At 74.2% G+C, this 22,834-nt stretch carries 21 protein-coding genes; 13 read left to right on the top strand and 8 right to left on the bottom strand.

The genetic code is table 11. From position 1 onward, the window contains the following. Positions 1–238 precede the first annotated feature (238 nt). Together KBZ10_RS22985 and KBZ10_RS22980 are read left to right on the top strand one after the other, a co-directional pair. A complete protein-coding gene (locus KBZ10_RS22985) occupies positions 239–1,120 on the top strand; it encodes a biotin--[acetyl-CoA-carboxylase] ligase (RefSeq protein ID WP_210989603.1) in 882 nt (293 codons plus the stop codon). Positions 1,121–1,540: 420 nt separating this feature from the next. Continuing rightward, positions 1,541–2,593 (top strand): adenylate/guanylate cyclase domain-containing protein, encoded by a 1,053-nt coding sequence (locus KBZ10_RS22980; RefSeq protein WP_374223403.1) that lies wholly within the window; start codon positions 1,541–1,543, stop codon positions 2,591–2,593. A gap of 477 nt (positions 2,594–3,070) precedes the next feature. On the opposite strand, the gene KBZ10_RS22975 is transcribed toward KBZ10_RS22980, so the two are convergent. Together KBZ10_RS22975 and KBZ10_RS22970 are read right to left on the bottom strand one after the other, a co-directional pair. Continuing rightward, a complete protein-coding gene (locus tag KBZ10_RS22975; RefSeq protein WP_210989637.1) occupies positions 3,071–4,174 on the bottom strand; it encodes a sensor domain-containing diguanylate cyclase in 1,104 nt (367 codons plus the stop codon). A gap of 600 nt (positions 4,175–4,774) precedes the next feature. Further along, entirely contained in the window at positions 4,775–5,584 is an 810-nt protein-coding gene (locus KBZ10_RS22970; RefSeq protein ID WP_210989601.1) for an enoyl-CoA hydratase/isomerase family protein, read from the bottom strand. A gap of 166 nt (positions 5,585–5,750) precedes the next feature. Here KBZ10_RS22970 and hutH point away from each other — a divergent pair, with 166 nt between their 5' ends. After that, positions 5,751–7,307: a histidine ammonia-lyase gene (gene hutH / locus KBZ10_RS22965; protein ID WP_210989636.1), complete on the top strand. Its 1,557-nt coding sequence runs from the start codon at positions 5,751–5,753 to the stop codon at positions 7,305–7,307. An 84-nt stretch (positions 7,308–7,391) separates the two neighbouring features. Here the strand turns inward: hutH and KBZ10_RS22960 are convergent, their stop codons facing one another. Further along, positions 7,392–7,733, bottom strand: a complete 342-nt coding sequence (locus KBZ10_RS22960) for a hypothetical protein (RefSeq protein WP_210989600.1) — start codon at positions 7,731–7,733, stop codon at positions 7,392–7,394. 455 nt (positions 7,734–8,188) lie between these two features. Here KBZ10_RS22960 and KBZ10_RS22955 point away from each other — a divergent pair, with 455 nt between their 5' ends. The 3 genes from KBZ10_RS22955 to KBZ10_RS22945 all read left to right on the top strand — a co-directional run bounded on the left by KBZ10_RS22955 (position 8,189) and on the right by KBZ10_RS22945 (position 12,224). After that, positions 8,189–9,469, top strand: a complete 1,281-nt coding sequence (locus KBZ10_RS22955; protein ID WP_210989599.1) for an Ig-like domain-containing protein — start codon at positions 8,189–8,191, stop codon at positions 9,467–9,469. A gap of 298 nt (positions 9,470–9,767) precedes the next feature. Beyond that, positions 9,768–11,222, top strand: coding sequence for an ABC transporter permease (locus tag KBZ10_RS22950; protein WP_210989598.1), 1,455 nt, complete (start codon positions 9,768–9,770; stop codon positions 11,220–11,222). Between the two features lie 312 nt (positions 11,223–11,534). After that, positions 11,535–12,224 (top strand): ABC transporter ATP-binding protein, encoded by a 690-nt coding sequence (locus KBZ10_RS22945; protein ID WP_210989597.1) that lies wholly within the window; start codon positions 11,535–11,537, stop codon positions 12,222–12,224. 251 nt (positions 12,225–12,475) lie between these two features. Here KBZ10_RS22945 and KBZ10_RS22940 read toward each other — a convergent pair whose 3' ends face one another. Both KBZ10_RS22940 and KBZ10_RS22935 read right to left on the bottom strand, forming a co-directional pair. After that, positions 12,476–12,868, bottom strand: a complete 393-nt coding sequence (locus KBZ10_RS22940) for a hypothetical protein (RefSeq protein ID WP_210989596.1) — start codon at positions 12,866–12,868, stop codon at positions 12,476–12,478. 121 nt (positions 12,869–12,989) lie between these two features. After that, positions 12,990–13,964 carry a hypothetical protein gene (locus tag KBZ10_RS22935; RefSeq protein ID WP_210989647.1) on the bottom strand — a complete coding sequence of 325 codons (975 nt, stop codon included), beginning with the start codon at positions 13,962–13,964 and terminating at the stop codon, positions 12,990–12,992. 241 nt (positions 13,965–14,205) lie between these two features. Here KBZ10_RS22935 and KBZ10_RS22930 point away from each other — a divergent pair, with 241 nt between their 5' ends. The 6 genes from KBZ10_RS22930 to KBZ10_RS22905 all read left to right on the top strand — a co-directional run bounded on the left by KBZ10_RS22930 (position 14,206) and on the right by KBZ10_RS22905 (position 18,382). Beyond that, a complete protein-coding gene (locus KBZ10_RS22930; protein ID WP_247702828.1) occupies positions 14,206–14,730 on the top strand; it encodes a nuclear transport factor 2 family protein in 525 nt (174 codons plus the stop codon). Positions 14,731–14,830: 100 nt separating this feature from the next. After that, positions 14,831–15,226 carry a DUF1330 domain-containing protein gene (locus KBZ10_RS22925; protein WP_210989595.1) on the top strand — a complete coding sequence of 132 codons (396 nt, stop codon included), beginning with the start codon at positions 14,831–14,833 and terminating at the stop codon, positions 15,224–15,226. 852 nt (positions 15,227–16,078) lie between these two features. After that, positions 16,079–16,498: a hypothetical protein gene (locus tag KBZ10_RS22920; RefSeq protein WP_210989594.1), complete on the top strand. Its 420-nt coding sequence runs from the start codon at positions 16,079–16,081 to the stop codon at positions 16,496–16,498. Next, positions 16,495–17,274: a transcriptional regulator gene (locus KBZ10_RS22915; RefSeq protein ID WP_210989593.1), complete on the top strand. Its 780-nt coding sequence runs from the start codon at positions 16,495–16,497 to the stop codon at positions 17,272–17,274. Before KBZ10_RS22920 ends, KBZ10_RS22915 begins: the two co-directional genes overlap by 4 nt. Positions 17,275–17,311: 37 nt before the next feature. After that, positions 17,312–17,749: a roadblock/LC7 domain-containing protein gene (locus KBZ10_RS22910; RefSeq protein WP_210989592.1), complete on the top strand. Its 438-nt coding sequence runs from the start codon at positions 17,312–17,314 to the stop codon at positions 17,747–17,749. 258 nt (positions 17,750–18,007) lie between these two features. Further along, a complete protein-coding gene (locus KBZ10_RS22905) occupies positions 18,008–18,382 on the top strand; it encodes a hypothetical protein (protein ID WP_210989591.1) in 375 nt (124 codons plus the stop codon). A 146-nt stretch (positions 18,383–18,528) separates the two neighbouring features. Here the strand turns inward: KBZ10_RS22905 and KBZ10_RS22900 are convergent, their stop codons facing one another. Then, positions 18,529–19,515, bottom strand: coding sequence for a purine nucleoside permease (locus KBZ10_RS22900; protein ID WP_210989590.1), 987 nt, complete (start codon positions 19,513–19,515; stop codon positions 18,529–18,531). Between the two features lie 342 nt (positions 19,516–19,857). Next, entirely contained in the window at positions 19,858–20,145 is a 288-nt protein-coding gene (locus tag KBZ10_RS22895) for a hypothetical protein (RefSeq protein ID WP_043465383.1), read from the bottom strand. Positions 20,146–20,344: 199 nt separating this feature from the next. Between KBZ10_RS22895 and KBZ10_RS22890 the strand changes: the two genes are divergently transcribed. Then, positions 20,345–21,013: a lytic polysaccharide monooxygenase gene (locus KBZ10_RS22890; protein ID WP_210989589.1), complete on the top strand. Its 669-nt coding sequence runs from the start codon at positions 20,345–20,347 to the stop codon at positions 21,011–21,013. Positions 21,014–21,124: 111 nt separating this feature from the next. Here the strand turns inward: KBZ10_RS22890 and KBZ10_RS22885 are convergent, their stop codons facing one another. Beyond that, positions 21,125–22,831, bottom strand: a complete 1,707-nt coding sequence (locus KBZ10_RS22885) for an MFS transporter (RefSeq protein WP_210989588.1) — start codon at positions 22,829–22,831, stop codon at positions 21,125–21,127. Between the last annotated feature and the right edge of the window lie 3 nt (positions 22,832–22,834).

The following is a 22,834-nucleotide window of genomic DNA, read 5'->3' as shown; positions in this document are numbered from 1 at the left end:
GGGTATCGGCGACGCTGTGTCCCGGGAGTGCGGCGTTGGCCACATCTCCGCAGGCCGGCCACCGCGCGCGGAGGGGCGCGCGGTGCGGGCGGTGGTGGGCGCACGCTTCCTGTGCGCGGAGGGACGCGGCGGAGCGGCGGGATGTGGGCGATCGCACAGGGCCGGGGAGGCGGGCCCGAGGGGCGTACCCCCCGCCCGCCGGCACGCCGGCCGCTCGTTCCCTGCCTACGCTGGCCCCATGACTGCCACACCGCCCGGCGGATCCGCGCCGGAACCGTCCGGCCGCTGGTCCGATCTGGAGCGGCCACCGCTGAACGCCACCGCGCTGCGCCGCGCCCTCGTCCGCCCCGGCGGGCTGTGGACCTCGCTGGACGTCGTCGAGGTCACCGGCTCCACCAACACCGATCTGGCCGAACGGGCGGCGGCCGGGAACGCCGCCGAGGGAGCGGTGCTCCTCTCGGAGGAGCAGTCGGCGGGCCGCGGCCGGCTCGACCGCCACTGGGTCGCACCGGCCCGCTCGGGGCTCTTCGTCTCCGTACTGCTGCGGCCGGGCCCCGCCGTCCCGGTGACCCGCTGGGGCTGGCTGCCGCTGCTCGCCGGGGTGGCGACCGCGACCGCCGTGTCCCGCACCGCGGGCACCGACACCGCGCTGAAGTGGCCCAACGACCTGCTGGTGACGGTGGACGGGGAGGAGCGCAAGGCCGGCGGCGTGCTCTCCGAACGCGTCGGCGAGGGGGCCGTCGTCCTCGGCATCGGGCTCAACGTGTCGCTGGCCGCCGCCGAACTCCCCGTTCCCGGCGCGGGGTCGCTGGCCCTGGCCGGGGCGGTCTCCACGGACCGGGACCCGATCCTGCGGGCCGTCCTCCGCTCACTCGAACAGTGGTACGGCGACTGGCGCGCGGCCGGCGGCGACCCGGTGCGCAGCGGACTCCTGGCGGCGTACACCGCCGGCTGTGCCACCCTCGGCCGGACGGTCCGCGCCGAGCTCCCGGGCGACCGGGAGATCAGCGGCGAGGCGGTCGCCCTGGACGAGGACGGGCGGCTGGTGCTGCGGACCGCGGCGGGCGGCCGGGAGGCCGTCGGCGCGGGCGACATCGTCCACCTGCGGCCCCGCGGGTGAGCGGGCCGCCGGAGAGAGTGAGCCAGCACACACCTGACGTATCGTTGAGGCGGCCGGGGACAGCGTCCCGGGCCCGTCCGGGTGGCGGACCCGGACGGCGCGGCGAGATGTGATCGGAAGGCCTGTGCGCAGGGATCGGACAGGGGGCGGGCAGTGATCGTCGACGACGCGGGCGCCGGCGAGGGCTCGGAAGGACCGGATGCCGGCGGGACCCCCGGCCGCGGCGCGGCCGCGGCGGGCGGCGGGCGGACCGCCGAGAGCTCCGACGGGCCGGAGGGCCCAGAGGGTTCGGACGAGGGCCCGGGCGAGGCCCCGCCCGGGGAGGAGGGGCCCGGCACCGGCGCCCCGCCCCCGGTGCCGCCCGGGGCCGGGGCGCCGTACACCGCGAACGCCTTCGCGGGCTCCCACGACTCCGACGAGGTGGAGGAGACCGAGGACAACCCCCTCGCGATCCGCCTGGAGCAGCTGATCCTGGGCGCCGAGCGGCAGTACACCCCCTTCCAGGCGGCCCGCAGTGCCGGGGTCTCGATGGAGCTGGCCTCCCGCTTCTGGCGGGCCATGGGCTTCGCCGACATCGGCCAGGCCCGGGCGCTGACGGAGGCCGACGTCCTGGCGCTGCGGCGGCTGGCGGGCCTCGTCGAGGCGGGCCTGCTCAGTGAGCCGATGGCCGTCCAGGTCGCCCGCTCCACCGGCCAGACCACGGCCCGGCTGGCCGACTGGCAGATCGAGGGCTTCCTGGAGGGCCTCACCGAGCCCCCCGAGCCGGGGATGACCCGCACCGAGGTCGCGTACCCGCTGGTCCAGCTGCTGCTGCCGGAGCTCCAGGAGTTCCTGGTCTATGTGTGGCGGCGGCAGCTCGCGGCGGCGGCCGGGCGTGTCATCCAGACCCAGGACGACGAGGAGATGGTGGACCGCCGGCTGGCCGTCGGCTTCGCGGACCTCGTGGGCTTCACCCGGCTCACCCGGCGGCTGGAGGAGGAGGAACTCGGCGAGCTCGTCGAGGCGTTCGAGACGACGGCGGCCGATCTGGTCGCGGCCCGCGGCGGGCGGCTCATCAAGACCCTCGGTGACGAAGTGCTGTACGCGGCGGACGACGCGGGCACGGCCGCCGAGATCGGACTGCGGATGATCGAGACGCTGGCCAGCGACGAGACCATGCCGGAGCTGCGGGTCGGTATCGCCTTCGGCACCGTCACCACGCGCATGGGAGACGTCTTCGGCACGACGGTCAACCTCGCCAGCCGCCTCACGTCGATAGCCCCGAAGGACGCGGTCCTGGTGGACGAGGCGTTCGCGGCCGAGCTGATGCGGTCCGGCGACGCGCCGGAGTCGGAGGCGGAGGCGGCCGCGGCGGAGAAGGAGGGCGCCGAGCCGTCCCACCCGTACCGCTTCGCGCTCCAGCCGATGTGGCAGCGCCCGGTCCGCGGTCTGGGCGTCGTCGAGCCCTGGCTCCTCACCCGCCGCCCGGGGTGACGGTCGCCGCCCGGCCGGCACGGGCGGTAGGGGCGGTACGACCAGTGCGACCAGTACGACCAGTACGGGCCTGACGGCGCGGGTGCCGCGCCGGGCCCCCGCGGAACGGGCGGGGGCGGGCCTTCCCCCGGCCCGGGGCGAGCCGCCCGCAGAGGCCGCGCCCGGCAGGCCCGCATCCGGGTCGGACACGGCGCCGGGTCGGACACGGCGCCGGGCCGGACACTGCGCCGGGCCGGACACTGCGCCGGGCCGGACACTGCGTCGGGTCGGACACTGCGTCGGGTCGGACACCGCGCCGGGTCGGACACCGCGCCGGGCCGGGCACCGCATCCGGGCCGGGCACCGCATCCGGCGAGACACCTCCGAGACACCTCCGAGACACCTCCGAGACACCTCCGAGACACCTCCGAGACACCTCACCCGGCGAGCCCGCCTCCCGGGAAGCCCGTCCCGGGCGGCGGGTCCGCACCGGGGGTGTCACCGGCCGCGGAACCGCCGCCGCTCCGGGCCGGGAGCCGGAGCCGTCGGAGAGGCGTCGGCCATCCGTACCACCGGGTCGTCGGGCCCCTCGTCCCCGGCCACGACCGGCCCCTCCGCCCGGGCCGCCTTCGCCCGGTACTGCGCCGCGTCGGCCAGCCGGAACAGCCGGCGCGCGGACGCCACGGGCCCGACCGGCTGCCCCGTCGAGGCCACCCCGCAGGCGACGCCCTCGCCGAGGTCCAGCTTGGCCGCGCGGTGGCACAGCTCCGTGGCCGCCCGCACCACCTCCTCGGTGGGCGGTCCGACGGCGACGAGGCAGAACTCGTCCCCGCCCAGCCGTGCCGCCAGCGCTCCCGGGAGCATGGCCCCGCACACCGAGAGCACGGAGCCGAAACGCTCCAGCAGCCGGTCGCCGACGGCGTGCCCCAGGGTGTCGTTGACCTGCTTGAGCCCGTTGATGTCGCAGACCACGAGACTCACCACGGTGCCGTCCGCCCGGTGCCGCTCCAGCGCCTCCTCCAGCCGTACGTCCACGGCCCTGCGGTTGGCCAGGCCGGTCAGCGGGTCGGTGAAGGCGAGCCGGCGGGCCTCCGCCAGCCGTTCGGTCTGGGCGATGCCGGAGGCGGCCACCGCGGCGAGGACCGTGGCGAAGCGCGCGTCGTCCCGGTCGAAGACGGGCGCGCCGACGGGCCGGGCCACGTACAGCTCGCCCCAGGCACGGCCGTGGAGCACGATCGGCGCGACCACGCAGCAGCCCCGGCCGCGCCGCCGGAGAGCCGTGACGCGCTGGTGGCAGTACGAGCCGGGGCCGCGGTCGCAGGGCGGGCCGTCCGCCGTCTCGACCCAGGCGTCGGGCTCGCCGCCTCCCGCCCACCGGTCGTGCAGGAACTCGGCGATCTCGGGGAAGTCCCGGACGGGGTACGACTCGTCCTCCGGGAACTCCTCTTCACCCGGGGCGAGTTCACCGACGTTCACCAGGACCCGGAGCCGGCCCTTCTCCCGCTCCCACGCGGAGATCGCGGCGAAGCAGCCGCCGAGGGCGCCGCACGCGCCGAGGGCCGCGGCACGTGCCGTCTCGCGGGGCGTCTGGGCGGCGGCCATCGCCTGGGCCAGCGCCACCACGGCGGCCAGCCGTGCGTCGCCCCCGCCGTCACCAGCCACCCGGCACCTCGCGTTCCGTCACTGTGGGCACACCCTTCACCCCAGACTAGGAACATTTCCCGGTGAGCGCCCTCCTGGGGAAGGCTTCTTCTCCGGTCCGAGATCCGGCCGTCGCCGCTCCGCGTCCGGGCGCCGGGGAGCCGTTGCCGAACCGCGGCCGGGCCGGGCGCCGGGCCCGGCCGGGAGTCCGGGGCCGGGCCGGCGCCGGGGGCCGCCACCGGGCCGACGCGGACGTGCGGGAGGGTGCCCGCAGGGTGTCTCGCCGCCCGGACCCGGGGTGCCTGCCGCGGTGGCCGGGGCCGCCGTGGCGTGCTTCCGCGCAGTCCGCGGGGCCGCTTCCGGTGCCCGGTCCCGCGCCCGGCGCACGCTCCGGGGCCCCGCCTCCGGCCCCCGGTGCCCCGTGTCCGTCCCCGCACCCGGCGCGCGCCCCGCACCCGGCGCGCGCCCCGCACCCGGCGCGCGCCCCGCACCCGGCGCGGCCCCGCACCGGGCGCGCCCCGGCGCCGGGGGCGGCCCCGGCGCCCGGCGTCCGTCCCCGGCTCACTCCCCGGGCCAGTCCGGTGTCCGCTTCTCGTTGAAGGCCGCGACACCCTCCGCGCGGTCGCCGGAGAAGGCCACCGTCCGCCAGGCGCCGTCCTCCACCTCCAGGCCGGTGCGCAGGTCCAGTCCGTGTCCCAGGCGGAGGGCGCGCTTGGCCGCCCGCAGACCGACGGGGGAGTTGGCTGCGATGCGGGCGGCGAGGGCGAGGGCCTCCTCGCGGTCCCGGCCCTCGTCCGCGAGCTGGTCGACGAGGCCCAGGGACAGTGCCTCGGCGGCGGCCACCCGCCGCCCGGTGAAGATCAGTTCGGCGGCCCGCGCGGCACCGGCCCGGCGCGGCAGCAGCTGGGTGCCGCCGCCGCCGGGGATCACGCCGACGGACACCTCCGGGAGCCCCACCACGGCGGTGGGGTCGGCGACGATCAGATCGCAGGAGAGGGCGATCTCGAAGCCGCCGCCGAGGGCGAAGCCGTGCACGGCGGCGATCGTGGGCATCGGCAGTTCCAGGACGCCGGTGTAGGCGGCCCGGTTGACCGGCCGCTGGCGCAGCAGTTCGGCGTCCGTGAAGGAGTTGCGCTCCTTGAGGTCGGCGCCGACGCAGAAGGCACGCTCGTGGCTGGAGGTCAGCACCACGGCCCGCGCCGAGGGGTCGGCGGCGAGGGCGCCGCACGCCTCGGCGAGGCGGCGGGCGAGCTCGGTGGAGACGGCGTTCATGGCCCGGGGGCGGTCCAGGACGAGCTCCGCCACATGGGTGCCGTGCCGCCGGACGGCGATCCACTCGCCGTACCGCACCTCGTCCGCCGTGCTGCTCATCGCCGCCTCCTGGTCCCGCTGCCGTGGTCGTCCCGCACCGTGTTAACGATCGTTCATCCGATCATGTCAGGGAAGGGGCGGCCGGGCCAGAGGGGTGCTGTTCGCGGCCGTGCGGTCCGCGTCGTGACAGAACATGATTCAGAACTTAGGGTTCCTGAATATGGATATGCACACTGTGGTGCTGGGAACCTCCGGTGTCAGCGCGGACGACGTCATCGCCGTGGCCCGCGGCGGGGCCCGGGTCGAGCTCTCCGCCGGGGCCCGCGAGGCGCTCGCCGCCTCCCGCGAGGTCATCGACGCCCTCGCCGCCCGCCCGGAGCCCGTGTACGGGGTCTCCACCGGCTTCGGCGCCCTCGCCGTCCGCCACATCAGCCCCGAGCTGCGCGGCCGCCTCCAGCAGAACATCGTCCGCTCGCACGCCGCGGGCATGGGCCCCCGCATCGAGCGCGAGGTCGTCCGGGCCCTGATGTTCCTGCGCCTCAAGACCCTCGCCTCGGGACGCACGGGGGTGCGCCCGCTCGTCGCCGAGACCATGGCGGCCCTGCTCAACGCCGGCATCACCCCGGTCGTCCACGAGTACGGCTCCCTCGGCTGTTCCGGCGACCTGGCGCCGCTCTCCCACTGCGCCCTGGCCCTCCTGGGGGAGGGTGACGCGGAGGGCCCCGACGGCACCGTGCGCCCGGTGGCCGGGCTGCTCGCCGAGCACGGCATCACCCCGCTCGACCTGCGCGAGAAGGAAGGGCTGGCCCTGCTCAACGGCACCGACGGGATGCTGGGCATGCTCGTCATGGCCAACGCCGACCTCGGCCGTCTCCTCACCTCCGCCGACATCACCGCCGCCCTGACCCTGGAGGCGCTGCTCGGCACCGAGCGGGTCCTCGCCCCGGAGCTGCACGCCATCCGGCCGCACCCGGGCCAGGCCGCCAGCGCGGACAACATGCTGCGGGTGCTCGCCGGCTCCGGGCTCACCGGCCACCACCAGACCGGCTACGACGGCCTCCGGGCCGCTCCCCGCGTCCAGGACGCCTACTCCGTGCGCTGCGCGCCGCAGGTCGCCGGAGCGGGCCGTGACACCCTCGCGCACGCCCGTCTCGTCGCCGAGCGGGAGCTCGCGGCCGCCGTGGACAACCCGGTGGTACTGCCCGATGGGCGCGTCGAGTCCAACGGCAACTTCCACGGCGCGCCCGTGGCCTACGTCCTGGACTTCCTGGCCGTGGCCGCCGCCGACCTGGCGTCCATCGCCGAGCGCCGCACGGACCGGCTGCTCGACAAGAACCGCTCCTACGGGCTGCCGGCCTTCCTCGCCGGCGACCCGGGAGTCGACTCCGGGCTGATGATCGCCCAGTACACGCAGGCGGCGCTGGTCGGTGAGCTGAAGCGGCTGGCCGTCCCGGCCTCGGTCGACTCGATCCCGTCCTCCGCCATGCAGGAGGACCACGTCTCGATGGGCTGGTCCGCCGCGCGCAAACTGCGCACGGCGCTCGGCAACGTGACCCGGGTCGTCGCGGTGGAACTCGTAGCCGCCACGCGCGCCGTCGAACTGCGCGAAGGGCTCACCCCGGCTCCCGCGACCCGTGCCGTGCTGGAGGCGGTGCGCGCGGCGGGCGTCGCAGGTCCGGGCGGGGACCGCTACCTGGCTCCCGACCTGGCCGCTGCGGACGCCTTCGTGGCCTCGGGAGCGCTGGTCGCGGCGGCGGAGGCGGTCACGGGGCCGCTGGCCTGACGGCCGGAAGGTGCCGCTCCGCCCGGGGCGGCACCCCGCCCGCGGGAACGACGGCCGGGGCGGACCCCCGGGACCGGGCGGCGGTCAGGCGACGGTCCGCGAGCGGCGCCCGGCGGAGGAGACCAGAGCGGCGCCCAGGCCCAGGAAGAGCGTGCCGCCCAGCAGATACGGGGTGGTGTCGACACTGCCGGTGTCGGCCAGCGCGAGCTCGTCGGCGTCCGTGACGGCCTCCCCCGCAGCGGGGTCGGAGCCCGCGGCGGGATCCGCCTCCTCCGCGGAGATCTGGCTCTGCGCCCGGCTCTCGACCTGTCCGGCGGCCGGAGCTCTGCCCTCTTCGACGGTCGCGTTCGCGGACGGCACGAACCACAGAGCGAGCAGCACGGCCCCGGCGGCGGAGGCGGTCAGCAGTGGTCGGCGTGCGGACACGTCATGGACCCCTTGCAATGCAGGTTGGTTGAGCGGCCGGTCCGATAGTAGTGAAGGGCGCGGGTCATGGGAAAGTCCGGGAGCCGAGCGGTACTCTCACCAGTGCCCCGCCTGCCGTGGATCGTCCGCTCCTGGTGTGTTTCGCGGCAGTTGGGATGTCCGGCCGCCGCGGGGCCGGGCATCCGGAACCGCGGAAGCGGGCGGTCCGGGATGGATGGAAACCCGCGGACGCGGGCAGGCGCCCCACACGGCAGGCGCCCTACGACACGAAGGAGTGAGGAACGGCGCCGGGACAACCGGTCACTCTTCGGAGGGTCGTGTCCGGACCGGCGGAGCACGTGGCGTGCGCCACACTTCCGAGGCCCGTGGAACGGGTCGGCGGGTCCAGGTGTTCTTTTTAGGCACTGGCCGGGAGTCGCTTGCGGCGTCCGGCACGCGACCCGGGGACAGTAGTGATGGAGAAGCGTGTGATGACGACAGGTAAGCGGCGGAAAGCGGTCGTCGCCGCCGCCGCGCTGCTCAGCGGCGTGCTGACGCTCACCGCCTGCGGGGGTGGCGGCAGCGCTGACTCCGACGGCAAGGGCGGGGACAGCGGCGACGGCGCAAAGCAGTCGCAGGTCGACCGGGCGGCTGCCAAGGACGCCTCGGACGCCCGAATAAGGATCACCCCCAAGAACGGCACCGACAACGCCGGCATCAACAACGACGTCAAGGTCACCGTCACCAAGGGCAAGCTCTCCGCGGTGTCGATGACGGCCGTCGCGTCCGGCGCGGAGGTCCCCGGAACCCTGTCCGCCGACGGCAAGAGCTGGAAGCCGGACGGCGCCCTGGAGCGGTCGACCAAGTACAAGATCACCGCCACCGCGGAGGACGCGGAGGGCCGCAAGGCCACCGAGCACTCCTCCTTCACCACCGTCTCGCCGGACAACAGCTTCCTGGGCTACTACACGCCCGAGGCCGACTCCACCGTGGGCGTCGGGATGCCCGTGTCGATCAACTTCGACAAGAGCATCCAGAACAAGAAGGCCGTGCAGTCCGCGATCGAGGTCAACACCACCAGCGGCCAGGAGGTCGTCGGTCACTGGTTCGGCACCCAGCGGCTCGACTTCCGGCCCAGGGAGTACTGGAAGGCCGGCTCCACGGTCACCGTCAAGCTCAACCTCGACGGTGTCGAGGGGTCGCCCGGGGTGAAGGGCGTCCAGAGCAAGTCGTTCAGCTTCACGATCGGCCGCAGCCAGGTCTCCACCGTCGACGTCAAGAGCAAGACGATGTCGGTGGTGCGGGACGGCGAGGAGATCAAGAAGTTCAAGATCTCCGCGGGCAGCTCCGAGAACCCGACGTACAACGGCCAGATGGTGATCTCCGAGAAGTTCAAGGAGACCCGGATGAACGGCGCCACCGTCGGCTTCACGGACGACGACGGCAAGGGCGAGTACGACATCAAGGACGTGCCGCACGCCATGCGGCTCTCCACCTCCGGCACCTTCATCCACGGCAACTACTGGGGCGCCGACTCCATCTTCGGCCAGACCAACACCAGCCACGGCTGCGTCGGTCTGAACGACGTCAAGGGCGCGGACGACCCCGGCCAGGACGGCGCCTGGTTCTACAACCAGTCGCTCATCGGCGATGTCGTGACCGTGAAGAACTCCCCCGACAAGGAGATCTCCCCGGACAACGGCCTCAACGGCTGGAACATGGACTGGAACGAGTGGGTCGCCGGTAGCGCGATCTGATCTCACGCCGGAGCGGTCCGGCCGCACGGGCCCGCGCGCGGGCGCGGAGCGCGGCGGGCGGAAGGCACCACACCACCGCCGGGCGGTGGCCGACAGGAAACGTCGGCCACCGCCCGGCGTTCGTGTTCCCGTGCCCCCGTGCCCCCGTGCCCTCCCCCGCACCCGCTTCCCGGCGTCCCCCGCCTGCGTGCCGTCCCGCACCGTTTCCCGGGCGGGCCGCGCGCCACCGCCGTGGATTCTCACCCGGCTCTCATCGGGGCCTCAGACCTCCCTCACCGCGGCTTCCTACCGTCACCGCATGTTCCTCACCTACCTACGGCGCGAGCTGCGCCGCCGCAGGAAAGCGGCGCTCGTCGTCGCCTCCGGCCTCGCGCTGGGCATCGCCCTCGTCATCGTCGTCACGTCCGTCTCCGCGGGGATGAAGCAGGCCCAGGCCCGGGTCCTGGAGTCGCTGTACGGACTCGGCACCGACATGACCGTCACCAAGGCACAGGAGCAGCCCGAGGAGGGCGAGGCCCCGCAGCGCCCCCGTTTCCGCTTCGACGCCGGCGAGGAGGGCGAGGAGCAGAGCGACGGCCGGCTGATGGTGCAGGGCTTCGAGACGCTCGACGCGGACACCGTGGGGAAGGTGGCCGGGCAGGAGGGCGTCGCCGACGCGGTGGGCGGCCTCAGCCTGGTGAACCTGAAGATCAGCGGCAGCTTCGAGCGCGGCGAGATCGGCGCCGCGCCGGGCACCGGGCCCGGGGGCGGCGGCAGCGGCCGGGGCGGGGGCGAAGTCCGCGGCGGGGGCGCCGACTTCGGCATCGAATCCTTCACCGTCTACGGCACCGACGTCACCGAGCCCGCCCTCGGACCGCTGACCTCCTCCGCCCTCACCGAGGGGCGCGCCTTCACCGGCGGCGAGACGAACGCCGAGGTCGCCGTCGTCGACCACGCCTACGCCCAGCGGGAGGACCTCGCCGTCGGCGACGAGATCTCCGTCAAGGGCACGGAGTTCGAGATCGTCGGCATCGCGACCGCCGACAGCGGTTCGGCCGCCGCCGACGTCTACATCCCGCTGCGGCGGGCCCAGACCCTGTCCGACGCGAAGGACGAGATCACCACGGTCTACGTGCGGGCCGAGGACTCCCAGGCGATCGGCGCGGTGAAGGCCGCCATCCAGAAGAACGTGGCCGGAACGACCGTCACGACCTCCGAGGATCTGGCCGCGACCGTCGCCGGCTCCCTCAGCACCGCCTCCGACCTCGCGTCGGGCGTCGGGAAGTGGCTGTCCGCCGTCGTCCTGGCCGCCGCCTTCCTGGTGGCCGGGCTGCTGACCTCCTCCGCGGTGAGCCGCCGGGTACGGGAGTTCGGCACCCTCAAGGCACTGGGCTGGAAGAGCGGACGGGTGACCCGGCAGGTGGTCGGCGAGGCGGTGGCCAACGGACTTCTCGGCGGGGCCCTCGGCATCGCCCTCGGCCTCGGCGGCGCCTACCTCATCACCGCGCTCAGTCCCGGGCTCACCGCCGAACTCGCCCGCGGGGCGGGGCTGTCCGGCGGCGGCCGGATGGCCGCCGGGCCCGGCGGCGGACCGGGCGGCGGCGCCGGGCTCGCGGCGCAGAGCATCGACATCGCCCTGACCGCGCCCGTCGCCCTCGGCACCATCGGGCTCGCGGTCGGGCTCGCGGTGGCCGGCGGACTGGTCGCCGGAGCCTTCGGCGGCTGGCGCGCCGCCCGGCTGCGCCCGGCCGACGCCCTCCGCCGCGTCACCTGACCACCGGCCCCGGCCCGCCCGGACCACCCGGTCCCGGCCCGCCCGGACCACCCGGACCCGGTCCGGGCCGCTCGGACCACCCGGTCCCGGCCTCCTCGGATCACGTCGCGTCCCGGTGACCGTCCGCGTGGGGCCCGGTTCCGTCCCGGCGGCCGTGTCCCCGGCCCCGCCCCCGTTCCGCCGGACGCGGAGGCCATGCCTCGGCCTTCCGCCCACCGCGGCCGGTCCGGCTGTCCGCCGCCCGGGGGGACGGGACGGGCCCCGGGACCCGCGCGATCCCCGCCATCCACTCCCCTCAGGATCAGGAGCGACATGTACCAGCTCACGGCTGTCACCAAGCGCTATGCCCGCGGCAAGGAGAGCGTCGACGCCCTCGCCGGTGTCGATCTCACGATCGACGACGGCGACCGGCTCGTCATCCAGGGCCCCACCGGCGGCGGCAAGTCGACCCTGCTGCAGATGCTCGGCGGCCTCGACCGCCCGACCGCCGGCAGCGTCGTCCTCGACGGCGTGGACCTCGCCCGGCTGAGCGAGTCCCGGCTCACCGCCGTACGCGCCGAGAAGATCGGCTTCGTCTTCCAGAGCTTCAACCTGATTCCCACGCTCACCGCGCTGGAGAACGTCGAGGCCGCTCTCGTCCCACTACGGGTGAAGGCGGCGGAACGGCGTGAGCGCGCGGCCGAGGCCCTCGCCTCCGTGGGGCTGGCGGAGCGGCTCGGGCATCTGCCGGGCGAGCTGTCGGGCGGCCAGCAGCAGCGGGTGGCGATCGCCCGGGCCCTCGTGAAGCACCCCGGGGTGCTGCTCGCCGACGAGCCGACCGGCAACCTCGACGAGGGGACCCGGGACGACATCGTCGATCTGCTGGAAGGGCTCTGGAAGGAGCACTCCCTGACCTTCGTGATGGTCACCCACGACAGCGCCGTCGCCCGGCGCGCTCCCCGCCTCGCGACCATCGAGGCGGGGAGGCTGACGATCGCGGAACGGGCCGCTCCGGCCTCCTGACCTCCAGGTCACCGGGGACGGGGCCGGCCGGCGGTCCGCGTCCCGCCGCAGTCCCATCGGTGTCCGGCCGGCCGGAGCCGCGGCCGGACACCGGCGGCGGTGCCGTGGCCCCGGGCGCGCGGGTGCGCGGGTGCGCGGGTGCCCGGGCACCCGGCCGCGCGGATGGCAGGAGGCCGGTACGGGAGGCGCTGGGCGAGGGGCGGAGAAGCGGGGAGCGGCGCGGAGCAGCGGCCGGCCGGGACGGCTTCGCCTCAGCGAACCCTGCCGTACAGCCGGTAGTTCACCGCGATCATCATGCCCAGGCCGACGAAGAACCCGATGGCCGAGGCCTTCAGCACGGCGGCGCCGCTGAGCCCCACCAGGAAGCCGACGGCGCTCCCCGCCAGCGCCCCGTAGAGCAGGGAGCGCACCTCGCGGATCATCCTTCCGCGCATGCTGTGGACGGCCAGCCAGAGCGCCAGCAACGCGACACCCGCCACGATGCCGAGCAGCCAGGCCCTGCCGAGTGAGGCGCCGCCCTCCTGGTCGAGGAAGCCGGCGTAGAAGCCGAAGACGGCGCTCGTGACGACCGGTGTCCGCCAGATGTTGCGCCCACGGGGCCGGGCGTGCGCCGCCGTGCCGTGGCGCTCCGCATGGGTCTGCATGGCGCGGCTCCTCTCTCCCGCTGCCCCCGCTCTTCCAGCGGACACCCGGCCGGCCCGTACGTCAATTCGATCAGCTCCCGTCGGAATGCGATCAGTTCCGGCGGGAGCCCGGCACGGGCCGTTACGCGACGGCACCGTGCGTGTAGTGCGGCACACCGCTCTGCTGGCCCACGCTGGCGACCATGTCGTCGGGCACGGTGGACGGCACCTCCCAGGCGCCCGGGTGGACCGGGTGGCCGTAGGCGTCGTAGAAGTCGTAGGCGTCGTCCAGGTCGGTGCTGCTGCGGCGGTGCCGCCCCGACCGCGGCTCGCCGCCCGGGCCGGTGCCCGCCCAGGGCGGCGAGAGCCGTCCCTCGGCCGACAACTGCTGGGCCCGCGAGACCAGCCGGGCCAGGTCGAGACCGAACTCGGCGGCCAGGACCTGGAGATCGACTCCGGTCTGCCAGCTGCCGACGAGCAACGCGTCCATGGCACCGGTCCAGCGCGGTTCACGGTACGGCTGCTGCTGGGGATACGACTGCTGGGGATACGCGTGCGTCTGGGACTGCGGCGGCGGTTGGGTCTGGTTCTCCTGGTGGTACGAGTGGTTCGGTTGCTGATGCCGGTACTGCGGGTGTGCGTGGGCGTAGTGCTGATACGCCGTCGGGTCCGCGTACACCTCGGGCGCCGGGCCGACGGCCTCGTACCCGGGCCCCGTCACCCCGGCCGGCGCCGCGGTTCCCGCCATGCCGGGGGCCCCCTGCACGGCGGCCGCCCCCGCGGGCGGTGCGGCGACCGCCTCGGGCGCCGGCACCCCCTCCGGTGGCAGCCGCGCCTCGTCCGGCATCATCGCCGCGGTCAGCAGCTCGTCCGCCACCCCGCGGGCGTCCTCCTTGCCCACCGTCCGCCGTGCGACGCGCACTTCGCGTTCGTTCAGCCCCAGCACGCCGGCCACCGCGCCGTCACTGCCGACCGTGACGGCGAACGCCGCCAGCAGGCGCGACCTGTGCACCTGGGCCTCGTCCAGAATCGCCTGCGCCGAGCGCACCTGTTCGTCACTCCGGCAGAACGCTTCTGCCAGCACCGTGTTCCGTTCCCACCACTGCCGCGGCTCCATGACCGCGACAACGCACCGCCGGATGATCGGGTAACCCTCCAGACGCCGTTCGTTGGGCCAAGTGGGTGGTATGTCGCATGGACGTTTCTTCTGTCCGCCCCTCCGTGCGGGAACCCGCCCCCGCCTGTGCCCCTGACGTGGGAGGCAGCCCATGACCCGGGAGGTAATCGACCCCGGCCGGCTCCGGCGGCAGGATCGTCACAGGAGCAAGGAATCCCCCCGAACCAGGGAAAGGCTCGATATGACCGGCATGGTGAACCTCTCCGGCGCATGCGGAACGCGCACGGCCCCCGGCGGGTCAGCGCCCGCCGGCATCACCGGCAGCCCCGGGAAGGGCTCCGGGGAGACCCGCACCCGGCAGGTCGTGCGGGAGTTTCTGCGGCGGGTGACGGAGGCCGATCCGGACGCCATCGCCTCCCTCTACGCCGAGGAGGTCGACTGGATGGTCGCCGCGAACCCGGCGGTCCCCTGGATCCGGCCGCGCAGGACCCGTGCCGATGTGGCCGGGCACTGGACCGACCTCGCCGCACACACCGTGAGCGGGGAGGGGTGGGCGACGGTGGACGCCGTCGTCGTCGACGGGGCCGAGGCCGTGGTCACCGGGGAACTCGGCGGGACGGCCGGCGCCACGGGCAAGACCTTCCGGAGTCCCTTCGCCCTGCGCCTGACCGTCGAGGACGGTCTGATCACCCGGCATCACGTGTACGAGGACAGCCTCGCCGTGGCCGCCGCCTGCACGCCCGGTGCCGACTGTGCCGATTCCTGAGGGCATATCGGATACCGCCGGCCGACCGGCCGGCCCCCCGCCGCCGGTCCGCCGCGGGGCCGTACCGACGATCCGCCATCGAACGATCCCGGGAGGGGCCATGCCCGCCTACGCCATCGGACACTTCACCGGCGTCCGTCCGCACCTCGACCTCATCGACTACGTGGAGCGCATCCAGGCCACGCTCGATCCGTACTCCGGCCGGTTCCTCGTTCACGGAGGGCGGACCGAGTCGCTCGAAGGAGAGTGCGCGGTGCAGCTGGTCGTCATCGAGTTCCCGGGGGTGGAGGAGGCCCGGGCCTGGTACGGCTCGCCCGGCTACCAGAAGATCCTGCCGCTGCGCACCCGGCACGTCGACGGGGAGGCCTTCCTGGTCGAGGGGGTCGGGCCGGACTACGACCCGGCCCGGAGGGGGGAGGCGCTGCGCCGGTCGCTCCGAGCCGGTCGTCCGGCCGGGGACGATCCCGGCCGGGCCGGGCGCGCTCCCCGCCGGTGAGAGGCGCGGAGACGCCACGGTCCGTCGCGGTCCGTCGCGGTCCGTGGCGTCTCGGCTGTCCCGGGGCGGCGGCCGCTCGCCGCTCCGGCGCCGAGGGCCGTCGCGCCGTAGGGGTGCGCCGATGTGCTGCGGGTTTCCGTGGCCCATGGCGGGACCGCAGGTCCGGGCACTGACATCCGAGGGCTCCGCGGTGCGGGGGCGGAGCCTGTGGCGTTCGCGCGATGCGCCGTCCGGCCTCCCCACGGGCCGTGGCCGGTGCGCTCAGAGGTCCCCCTTCTCGCCGCCCTTCGGGGTCATGAACAGGAGGTAGAGGGCAATGCAGAAGCCGATCCCCAGGACGATCATCGACGTACCGCTCACGCTGCACCGCTTCCTTCAACTGCCGGATGTCACCGACAAGGGCTAGCACAGGCACGGGCTCCGGCTCCACTTTCGCCGGCTTCCGTATACCCGCTGTTCACAGCCGCCCACTGGGCGCCACCTCCGTGCCGGCCGGGGCCGCCGCGCCGCCGTCCGCCGCGCCGGTTGGCTGTTGCCTGCTGTCCGTCTGTCCGTCGTCCGTCTGTCCGCCGTCTGTCCGCCGGCCGTCCGCCGGCCCGGTTGACGGCCGCACGGCGGGATGTCATGGCGGACCCCGTCCGACCTGGGCCGACACCCGCGCGGCGGGCGCCGGCGCGGAGCACCGCCGAGCGGGCACGCAGCGAGGGCGCCGTCACCCTATGCGACCGGTTGGATATGCCGCAGGAGAATGCCCGAATTCTCGTGCGAGTGGGGCACGTTGCGTAACCTCCTGGTCACTGATGCGGGGTGACAGCCGTCTCAGCACGTTTGGGGGATGGGGAGGACACCGGCGTGCCCGGAATCGACGAGTGCCTGATGGAAGCCATGGTGCTGCCCGGGGCGCGGGGTGCCGCCGTGATCGAGTGGACGAGCGGGCTGGCCCTGGGGACGGCGGGCGACGCACCCAACGGTGACCACGAGGTCACCGCGGCGGAGATGGCGGAACTCGCCCGGCTCGCGGCCGAGCACACCGCTTTTGGATCGGCCGAGGACGACGGGGCCGACGGCGGGGAGGCCGGGACCGGCGCCGGCCCGGTCCCCGTGGAGGACCTCCTGCTCACCACCCGTACCGGCTACCACCTGCTGCGCTTCGTCGAGAACACCCTGGACGACAGTGTCTTCGTCTACCTGTGGCTCGGACGCGACGAGGGAAACCTGGCCCTGGCCCGGCTGCGGCTGCGCGACCTGGTCGAACGGCTGGCCCTGGTATGAGGGCCGGGACCGCGCCACGGCCGGCGCTCTCCCCGCTGCTGGCCCGCATGGCCGCCCGGCGGGCCACCGGAGCGCTGTTCGGGGAGTCCGGCACGCTCTACCTGGTCGACGGGCGCATCGTGCACGCGGAGAGCCCGGTGGCTCCCGGACTGGAGATCCTGCTGGCCGCGGGCGGCAGGCTGCCGGCCGAGGGCTGGCGGGAGGCGATCGCGGCAGCCGGTGCCCGCCGGGAGGTCGGCCGCTTCCTGGTGGAGAGCGGGCGGCTCGCCGGCGGCGAACTGGAGATCTGCCATCTCGGCGCCCTGTTCGACGCGGCCTACTTCGCGCTGGCCCCGGGCCGCGGCCCGGTCCGCTTCCGCCACGGGGCGGCACACTGGCTCGGGCCCGTACGCCCCGTGCGCGTCGAGGCCGTCGAGCGGGAGACGCGGCGGCGCAGGGCCCTGCTGGAGGCGGTGTGGCCGCATCCGCAGGTCGACACCGCCCCCGTGGTGCGGCGCGCCCCGATACGGGCGCCGGCGGTCACCCGCCGGCAGCGGGCCGTCCTCGACCTCGCGGACGGGGTGCGCACCCCCGCGGACATCGCCCGGCTGCTGGGACGCCCGGCCTTCCACGCCCTGCTGGACATCCGCAGGCTCGCGGCGGCGGGCCACATCGAAACGCCCCGTCCGGGGGAGCAACCGCCCCGGCCCGCCCTGCCCGCCTGGGTCGCGGACATCTCCGAGGACCCGGACGTCGACCTGCTGCGCCGGCTCCGAGCCGCACTGGAGGCCATGTGAATTCCCCGTCCGCTCATGAGGCTCCCTCAGCGGTGTCATGAGGCGAGCACTCCGACAGCGCGCCGAGAGGAGGCAGCTGATGAAGGCAGAACCGGAAATCCTGGAGGAGCTGGCCCGGTTGAGAGCCCGCGTGCCGGGGGTGACCGGCGCCCTGGCGGCCAGTGCCGACGGGCTCGTCCTGGCGCAGGACGGGGCCGGGGAGGGCGCCGAGGGGGTCGCCGCACTGACCGCGGCCGCCCTCGGGGTCGCCCTGCGGCTGACGGACGCGACCGGCCGCGGCGGCTTCCGTGAGCTGCTGACGCGGGGCGACCGGGGCTACGTCGCCACCTACGCGGCCGGAACGGCGACCGTCGTCACCGTGCTGGCAGGGCCGCGCACCAACGTGGGGCGGCTCCATCTGGAGGCGCGGCGGTCCGGCGCCCGCATCGGAGAGATGGTCGACGGCGCACTCGAACGGCCGGAGCAGCAGGGCTGAGCGGAAGGGCCGGGGGTGCCGCGGGCGCTGCCTCGCGCAGTGGAGGGCGGCCGCCGCCGTCCCGGCGGGCGGGGCGCGACGGGGGGCGGCGGCGGGTGGTGGCGCGGGGAGCGCGGACGTCCGGGTTCACCCGGACCGTTCCCCGCGTGCCGTCCGTGCCGTCCGTGCCGTCCGCCCTCGTCCCCTTGTCCGTCCGTCTCCGGCCGACAGACCACCACTGAACAGAACACCCATCAGGAAAGGGAAGCAGGAACCGATATGAGCAACACGGAAACCGCCCTCAAGGAAGCGATGACGTCCATCGAGGGCACCGTCGGCGTCGCGCTCGTCGACTTCAACAGCGGTATGGCCCTCGGAACCCTCGGCGGCGGCAAGGATCTCGACCTGGGTGTGGCCGCCGCGGGCAACACCGACGTGGTGCGGGCGAAGGTGCGCACCATGGAGCACCTGGGGCTGAAGGACGAGATCGAGGACATCCTCATCACGCTGGGCGGCCAGTACCACCTGATCCGGCTGATGAAGGGCCGCGGCAAGACCGGTCTCTTCCTCTACCTGGCCCTGGACCGCGGCCGCGCGAACCTGGCCATGGCCCGCCACCAGCTCAAGCGGATCGAGGCGGGTCTGGAGGTCTGACCCGCCGCGGGAGGAGCCGCCCGCCCGCTTCCGCGGGGAGCCGGAAGGACAGCCTGCCTTCCGTCTCCCCGCGGCGGGGCGGGGGCCCCGGCCGGCTTGCTGCGCGCGGCCGGTCTCCCGTTGTGCGAAGCGGCGCCGGTCGCGGCTCAGCCCTCCGCCGAACGGGCGAGGAGGTCGTCCGCCATGACGGACCCGACGCGGTACGCGTTCTCGACCGCGATGTCCTGCCAGGGCGCCGTCAGCAGCTCACGGATGGTCTGGCCCGGGTACGGCTGGTCGAAGTTGCTGGCGGTGCGGAGGCTGAGGTAGCGGTCGAGGTGGCCGTACGCGGCGAGGGGTGCCGCCACGGCCGTGTCCGTGCTCTGGGTGGTGCAGTACTCGCCCTGGCCGTGGGTCCAGATGTCGGTGATGTACTGGGCGGTCTCGGACAGCTTCCTTCCGGCCCAGTAGTCGTCACCCGCGATGGTGTCGCAGATGTCGACGTACGGGCGCCGGCCGGCCTGGCCGGGGTACCGCCGGCGCAGCTCCCTGGCCTCCCGGCTGTCGGCCAGCTCGACGTCCTTCGTCAGCTCGTAGGCGCGGGTGACCAGTTCGTCGTTGAGCCGGAACGCGTTGGTCCCGGTGTCGACGGGGAGGTAGCCGTAGGGGATGTCGGGCGCGGTCTTCGGGAGCACGTGGTGTCCGAGGTCCCAGTCGACGACCCACCGGGCCCAGGCCGCGAATCCCAGGGTTCCGGCGTCCGGCGGTGTCCCCGCGATCCCGGCGCTCATGAAGTGGGCGTCACGGAAGTCGAGCCGGGGGCTGCTCAGGATGGCCGTCATGCTGGTGGCGACACGTGTCTTCCCCCGGCCGGTCTCGGCGACGCAGAGCCCCCGCCGGTCGCAGTGGAGGGGGCGGTACGCCCCGGGCACGTCGATCCGGACGGGCAGGTGCTCGCGCTCCAGCCACGGACGGGTTTCGACGTCGAACGCGGTGATCACCAGCACGCCGACGGCGAATCGCTTCGGTCCCGTCCTCTCATCGGCCCGGGCGGTGCCGAAGGAGGACGGGAGGACGGCGGCCGCGAGGGCGATCACCAGGGTGATGACGAAGCCGGACATACGACGGGACAGGAACGCTGCGCATCGCTGCATGGATTTCCCCAGTGCCGAGACTTTCCGAGACGGCCGGCTCACGCGCCGGCCGGTGGCGAAAGCGGTCCGGATGCGCCGGGGCGATACCGGAATCGCGATGGCTGAGAATTTACGAGGGAGTTCCGGCCTCCGCATCGCGGACCGCGGCAGACGGAGTACGCGCGTCCGCCGCGCGACGGCGGAGCGGACGGCAGGAGGCGGGCTCAGCGGCCCTCGCGGCCCCCGCGGATCGGGCGGCCCCCGCGGATCAGGCGGATCGGGCGCCGGGCGGCCCGGCGGGGCGGCGGTCCGGCGGTGCGGCGGCCCCGGCGGACGGGAGCGCCGCGGGGCCGGCGGGGTGTGTCATCGCCAGCCGGTGGCGGGGCCGGGCCGGACGGGCGCGATACGGAAAGGGCCCGCCGCGCCGGCCGCGTAGAAGACCGTGGTGCCGTCCGTACAGGTCACCCAGACCGGCCGCTGCCATTGCAGGCATTTCTCCAGCCGGGGCCGGAGAACGAGATCGACCATGGTCTCGTCGGCCGAAACGGGTTCGAGAACGGTGGGCTCGTGTTCCAGGTGGGGGGCGGAGTGGATGGAATACACCGGAAGCCATGTGCCATTCACCAGAATCTCGGCGCGCACCTGAGTCATCACACCAGCATGGCCCACCCGCCGTTCCGTCGCCCCCCAGCGGTGGCAGTCTGTGACGGTTGGGGAGTGCGGGGCTCCTGGTGCCGGCCGGTGCCTCGCAGTCCCCGTCCCCGGATGAAGTGTTTCGGGGTTCATCCAAGGGGGCAGTATGGGAGCGCTCCCATTTCCGAAGCCCACAGCCGGAAGGCGGAGATCTCCCATGCATTGGCATCAACGCGGCGGGCTGTCCTCGTGGCCGCTCCGCGTCCTCACGCTGCTGTCCGCGGCACTGCTCTGCCTGATCCCCTGGTCGGGCACGGCCGTGGCCCACGGGTCGGTCACCGACCCGCCGTCCCGCAACTACGGCTGCTGGGAACGCTGGGGCAGCGACTTCCAGAACCCGGCCATGGCCCAGCAGGACCCCATGTGCTGGCAGGCGTGGCAGGACGACACCAACGCGATGTGGAACTGGAACGGCCTGTACCGGGAGAACGTGGGCGGCAACCACCGGGCGGCGATCCCGGACGGGCAGCTGTGCAGCGCCGGCCTGACCGGTGACGGCCGGTACGCCTCGATGGACACGCCCGGGCCGTGGAAGACCAAGGACGTCGGTGCCGCATTCACGGTGACCCTGACGGACCAGGCCCACCACGGCGCGGACTACCTCCGGGTCTACGTCACCAAGCAGGGCTTCGACCCGGCCAGGCAGCGGCTGGGCTGGGGCGATCTCGAACTGGTGGCGGAGACGGGCAGGATCGCGCCCAGCGGGACCATGCCGGTCGACGTCCGCGCCCCGGGCCGCAGCGGCCACCACGTCGTCTACACGATCTGGCAGGCCTCGCACGCCGATCAGTCGTACTACATCTGCAGCGACGTGAACTTCCGCTGACCGGGCCGCCGAGCCAGGGGCCCCGCCGGACGCACGCACCGTCCGGCGGGGTTCCTCCAGGCCGCCGTCCGCGCCGCCCGGGGACAGCCCGCGGCAGGCGCCCGCCGCGGGTCATTCCGGACGCCCGCCGCGGGCGCGCACCCGCGGCAGGCGCCGTGTCACCAGATGACCGCCGACGGCCAGCACGGCCATACCGGCGACGGCGAAGGTCAGTGCCTGTTCCCGGGCCCGGACGTTGATGCGGACGATTTCGTCCGCCGCATCACCGGTGACGCCCTGGGAACGGAGCTTCGCCCGCACCTTGCTGTCACTCGCCGCCGTGACGTGCACCTGCTCTTCCAGCGTCTTCACGACCAGTTGCTTCTGGCGGGCGGTCAGCACCGAGCTCTTCTCCGTCTCGGCCTCGAAGGAATGGACCAGGGCCGTGGTCAGGAAGGCGCCGGCCAGGGCGACCCCGAGGGAACTGCCGAGATAGCTGCCACTGCGGGAGAGCCCGGTCACGTCGCTCACCTCCCGCTCCGGCGGAACCGACTGGATCAGGTCGGCCGTCGTCGTGGCCAGCCCCTGGCCCAGCCCGATGAGGAAGAGCCCCGGTGCGAATGCCAGCCCGATGACCAGCGCGTTCTGCTCACGGGGAACGAAGAGGGCACCGATCACCAGGCAGCCGGCGAGCATGCACAGGAACGACCACATCTGGGCGGTGCGATGCCGCATCCGTCCTCCCGCGATCGCCTTGGCCGCCAGCGAGGCGGCCACCAGCAGGCCCCCGGCCGTCGGGAGGAGGACGAGCCCGCTCCACAGCGCGTCCAGTCCGAGCGTGGTCTGCAGAAAGACCGGGACCAGGAAGAGGGCACCGACGGGCACCAGAAACTGCATCGCCTGGGCCGCCGAACCGGTCCGGATCGTCCGGTCGCGCAGCACGGAGACACGCACCACCGGATCCTTGCCCCTCCTGACGACACGGAGTTCCCAGCCGGCGAACGCGACGAGGACCAGCAGCCCGAGGCCGGCCAGCACGACCACGGGGGACAGGCCGCCACGGGGCAGCAGCGTGCGGCCCAGCACCTCGAAATCCTGCCGGGCCTCGAACAGGCCGTACCGCCCCGCCAGGAGCGTCGCGATGACGAGCAGTCCGCAGCCCACGGCGGACAGCACCGCACCCGGGACGTCGAAACGCCGGTCGCACACCGGGGGCGGTTCGGGAGCCCGCGCCCGGCGCAGGAGCAGGACGACGGTCCCCGTGATCACTGCACCCAGGATGAACGACACCCGCCAGCTCGCATAACTGGTGATCACCCCGCTCAGGATCGGACCGGCCGCCGCGCCCATACCGCCCGCCGTCCCGACCGCGGAGAAGGCCTTGGTACGGGAGGCCCCGCTGGAGGCGTGGGTGAGCAGGGACAGCACCGCCGGGATCATCAGCGCCACACCCACCCCCTGCAGCAGCGACCAGCCGACCAGCAGGAACACCAGACTCGGCGCGACGGCGGTGACCAGCGTCCCCAGGACGAAGATCTCCGCGCCGAGGACGAAGGTGCGCCGGTACCCGTGGCGCGCACCGAGTTTGCTCCCGGTGATCAGAAACGCGGCCACCACCAGGCCGTAGAGCGAGATCGCCGACTGCACGCCGGTCAGCGAGGTGTGCAGATCCCTGACCACGGCCGACAGGGCCACGTTCATGGCGGTCGCGTTGTACGTCATCAGGAAGTTCTGCAGGGCGAGGGGGACGAGCAGGGCGCGGTCACCGGACCCGGGACCGGCCGCGCCTGCGTCCCCGGCCCGTCCGCCGGCTCGTCGCGCTCCGGTCAGCCGTCTCACGCT

The sequence above is a fragment of the Streptomyces sp. F63 genome (assembly GCF_018070345.1).
Classification (GTDB): Bacteria; Actinomycetota; Actinomycetes; order Streptomycetales; family Streptomycetaceae; genus Streptomyces.
The sequence above is the reverse complement of the archived record's forward strand: the minus strand, read 5'-3'. Positions and strand labels throughout refer to the sequence as shown.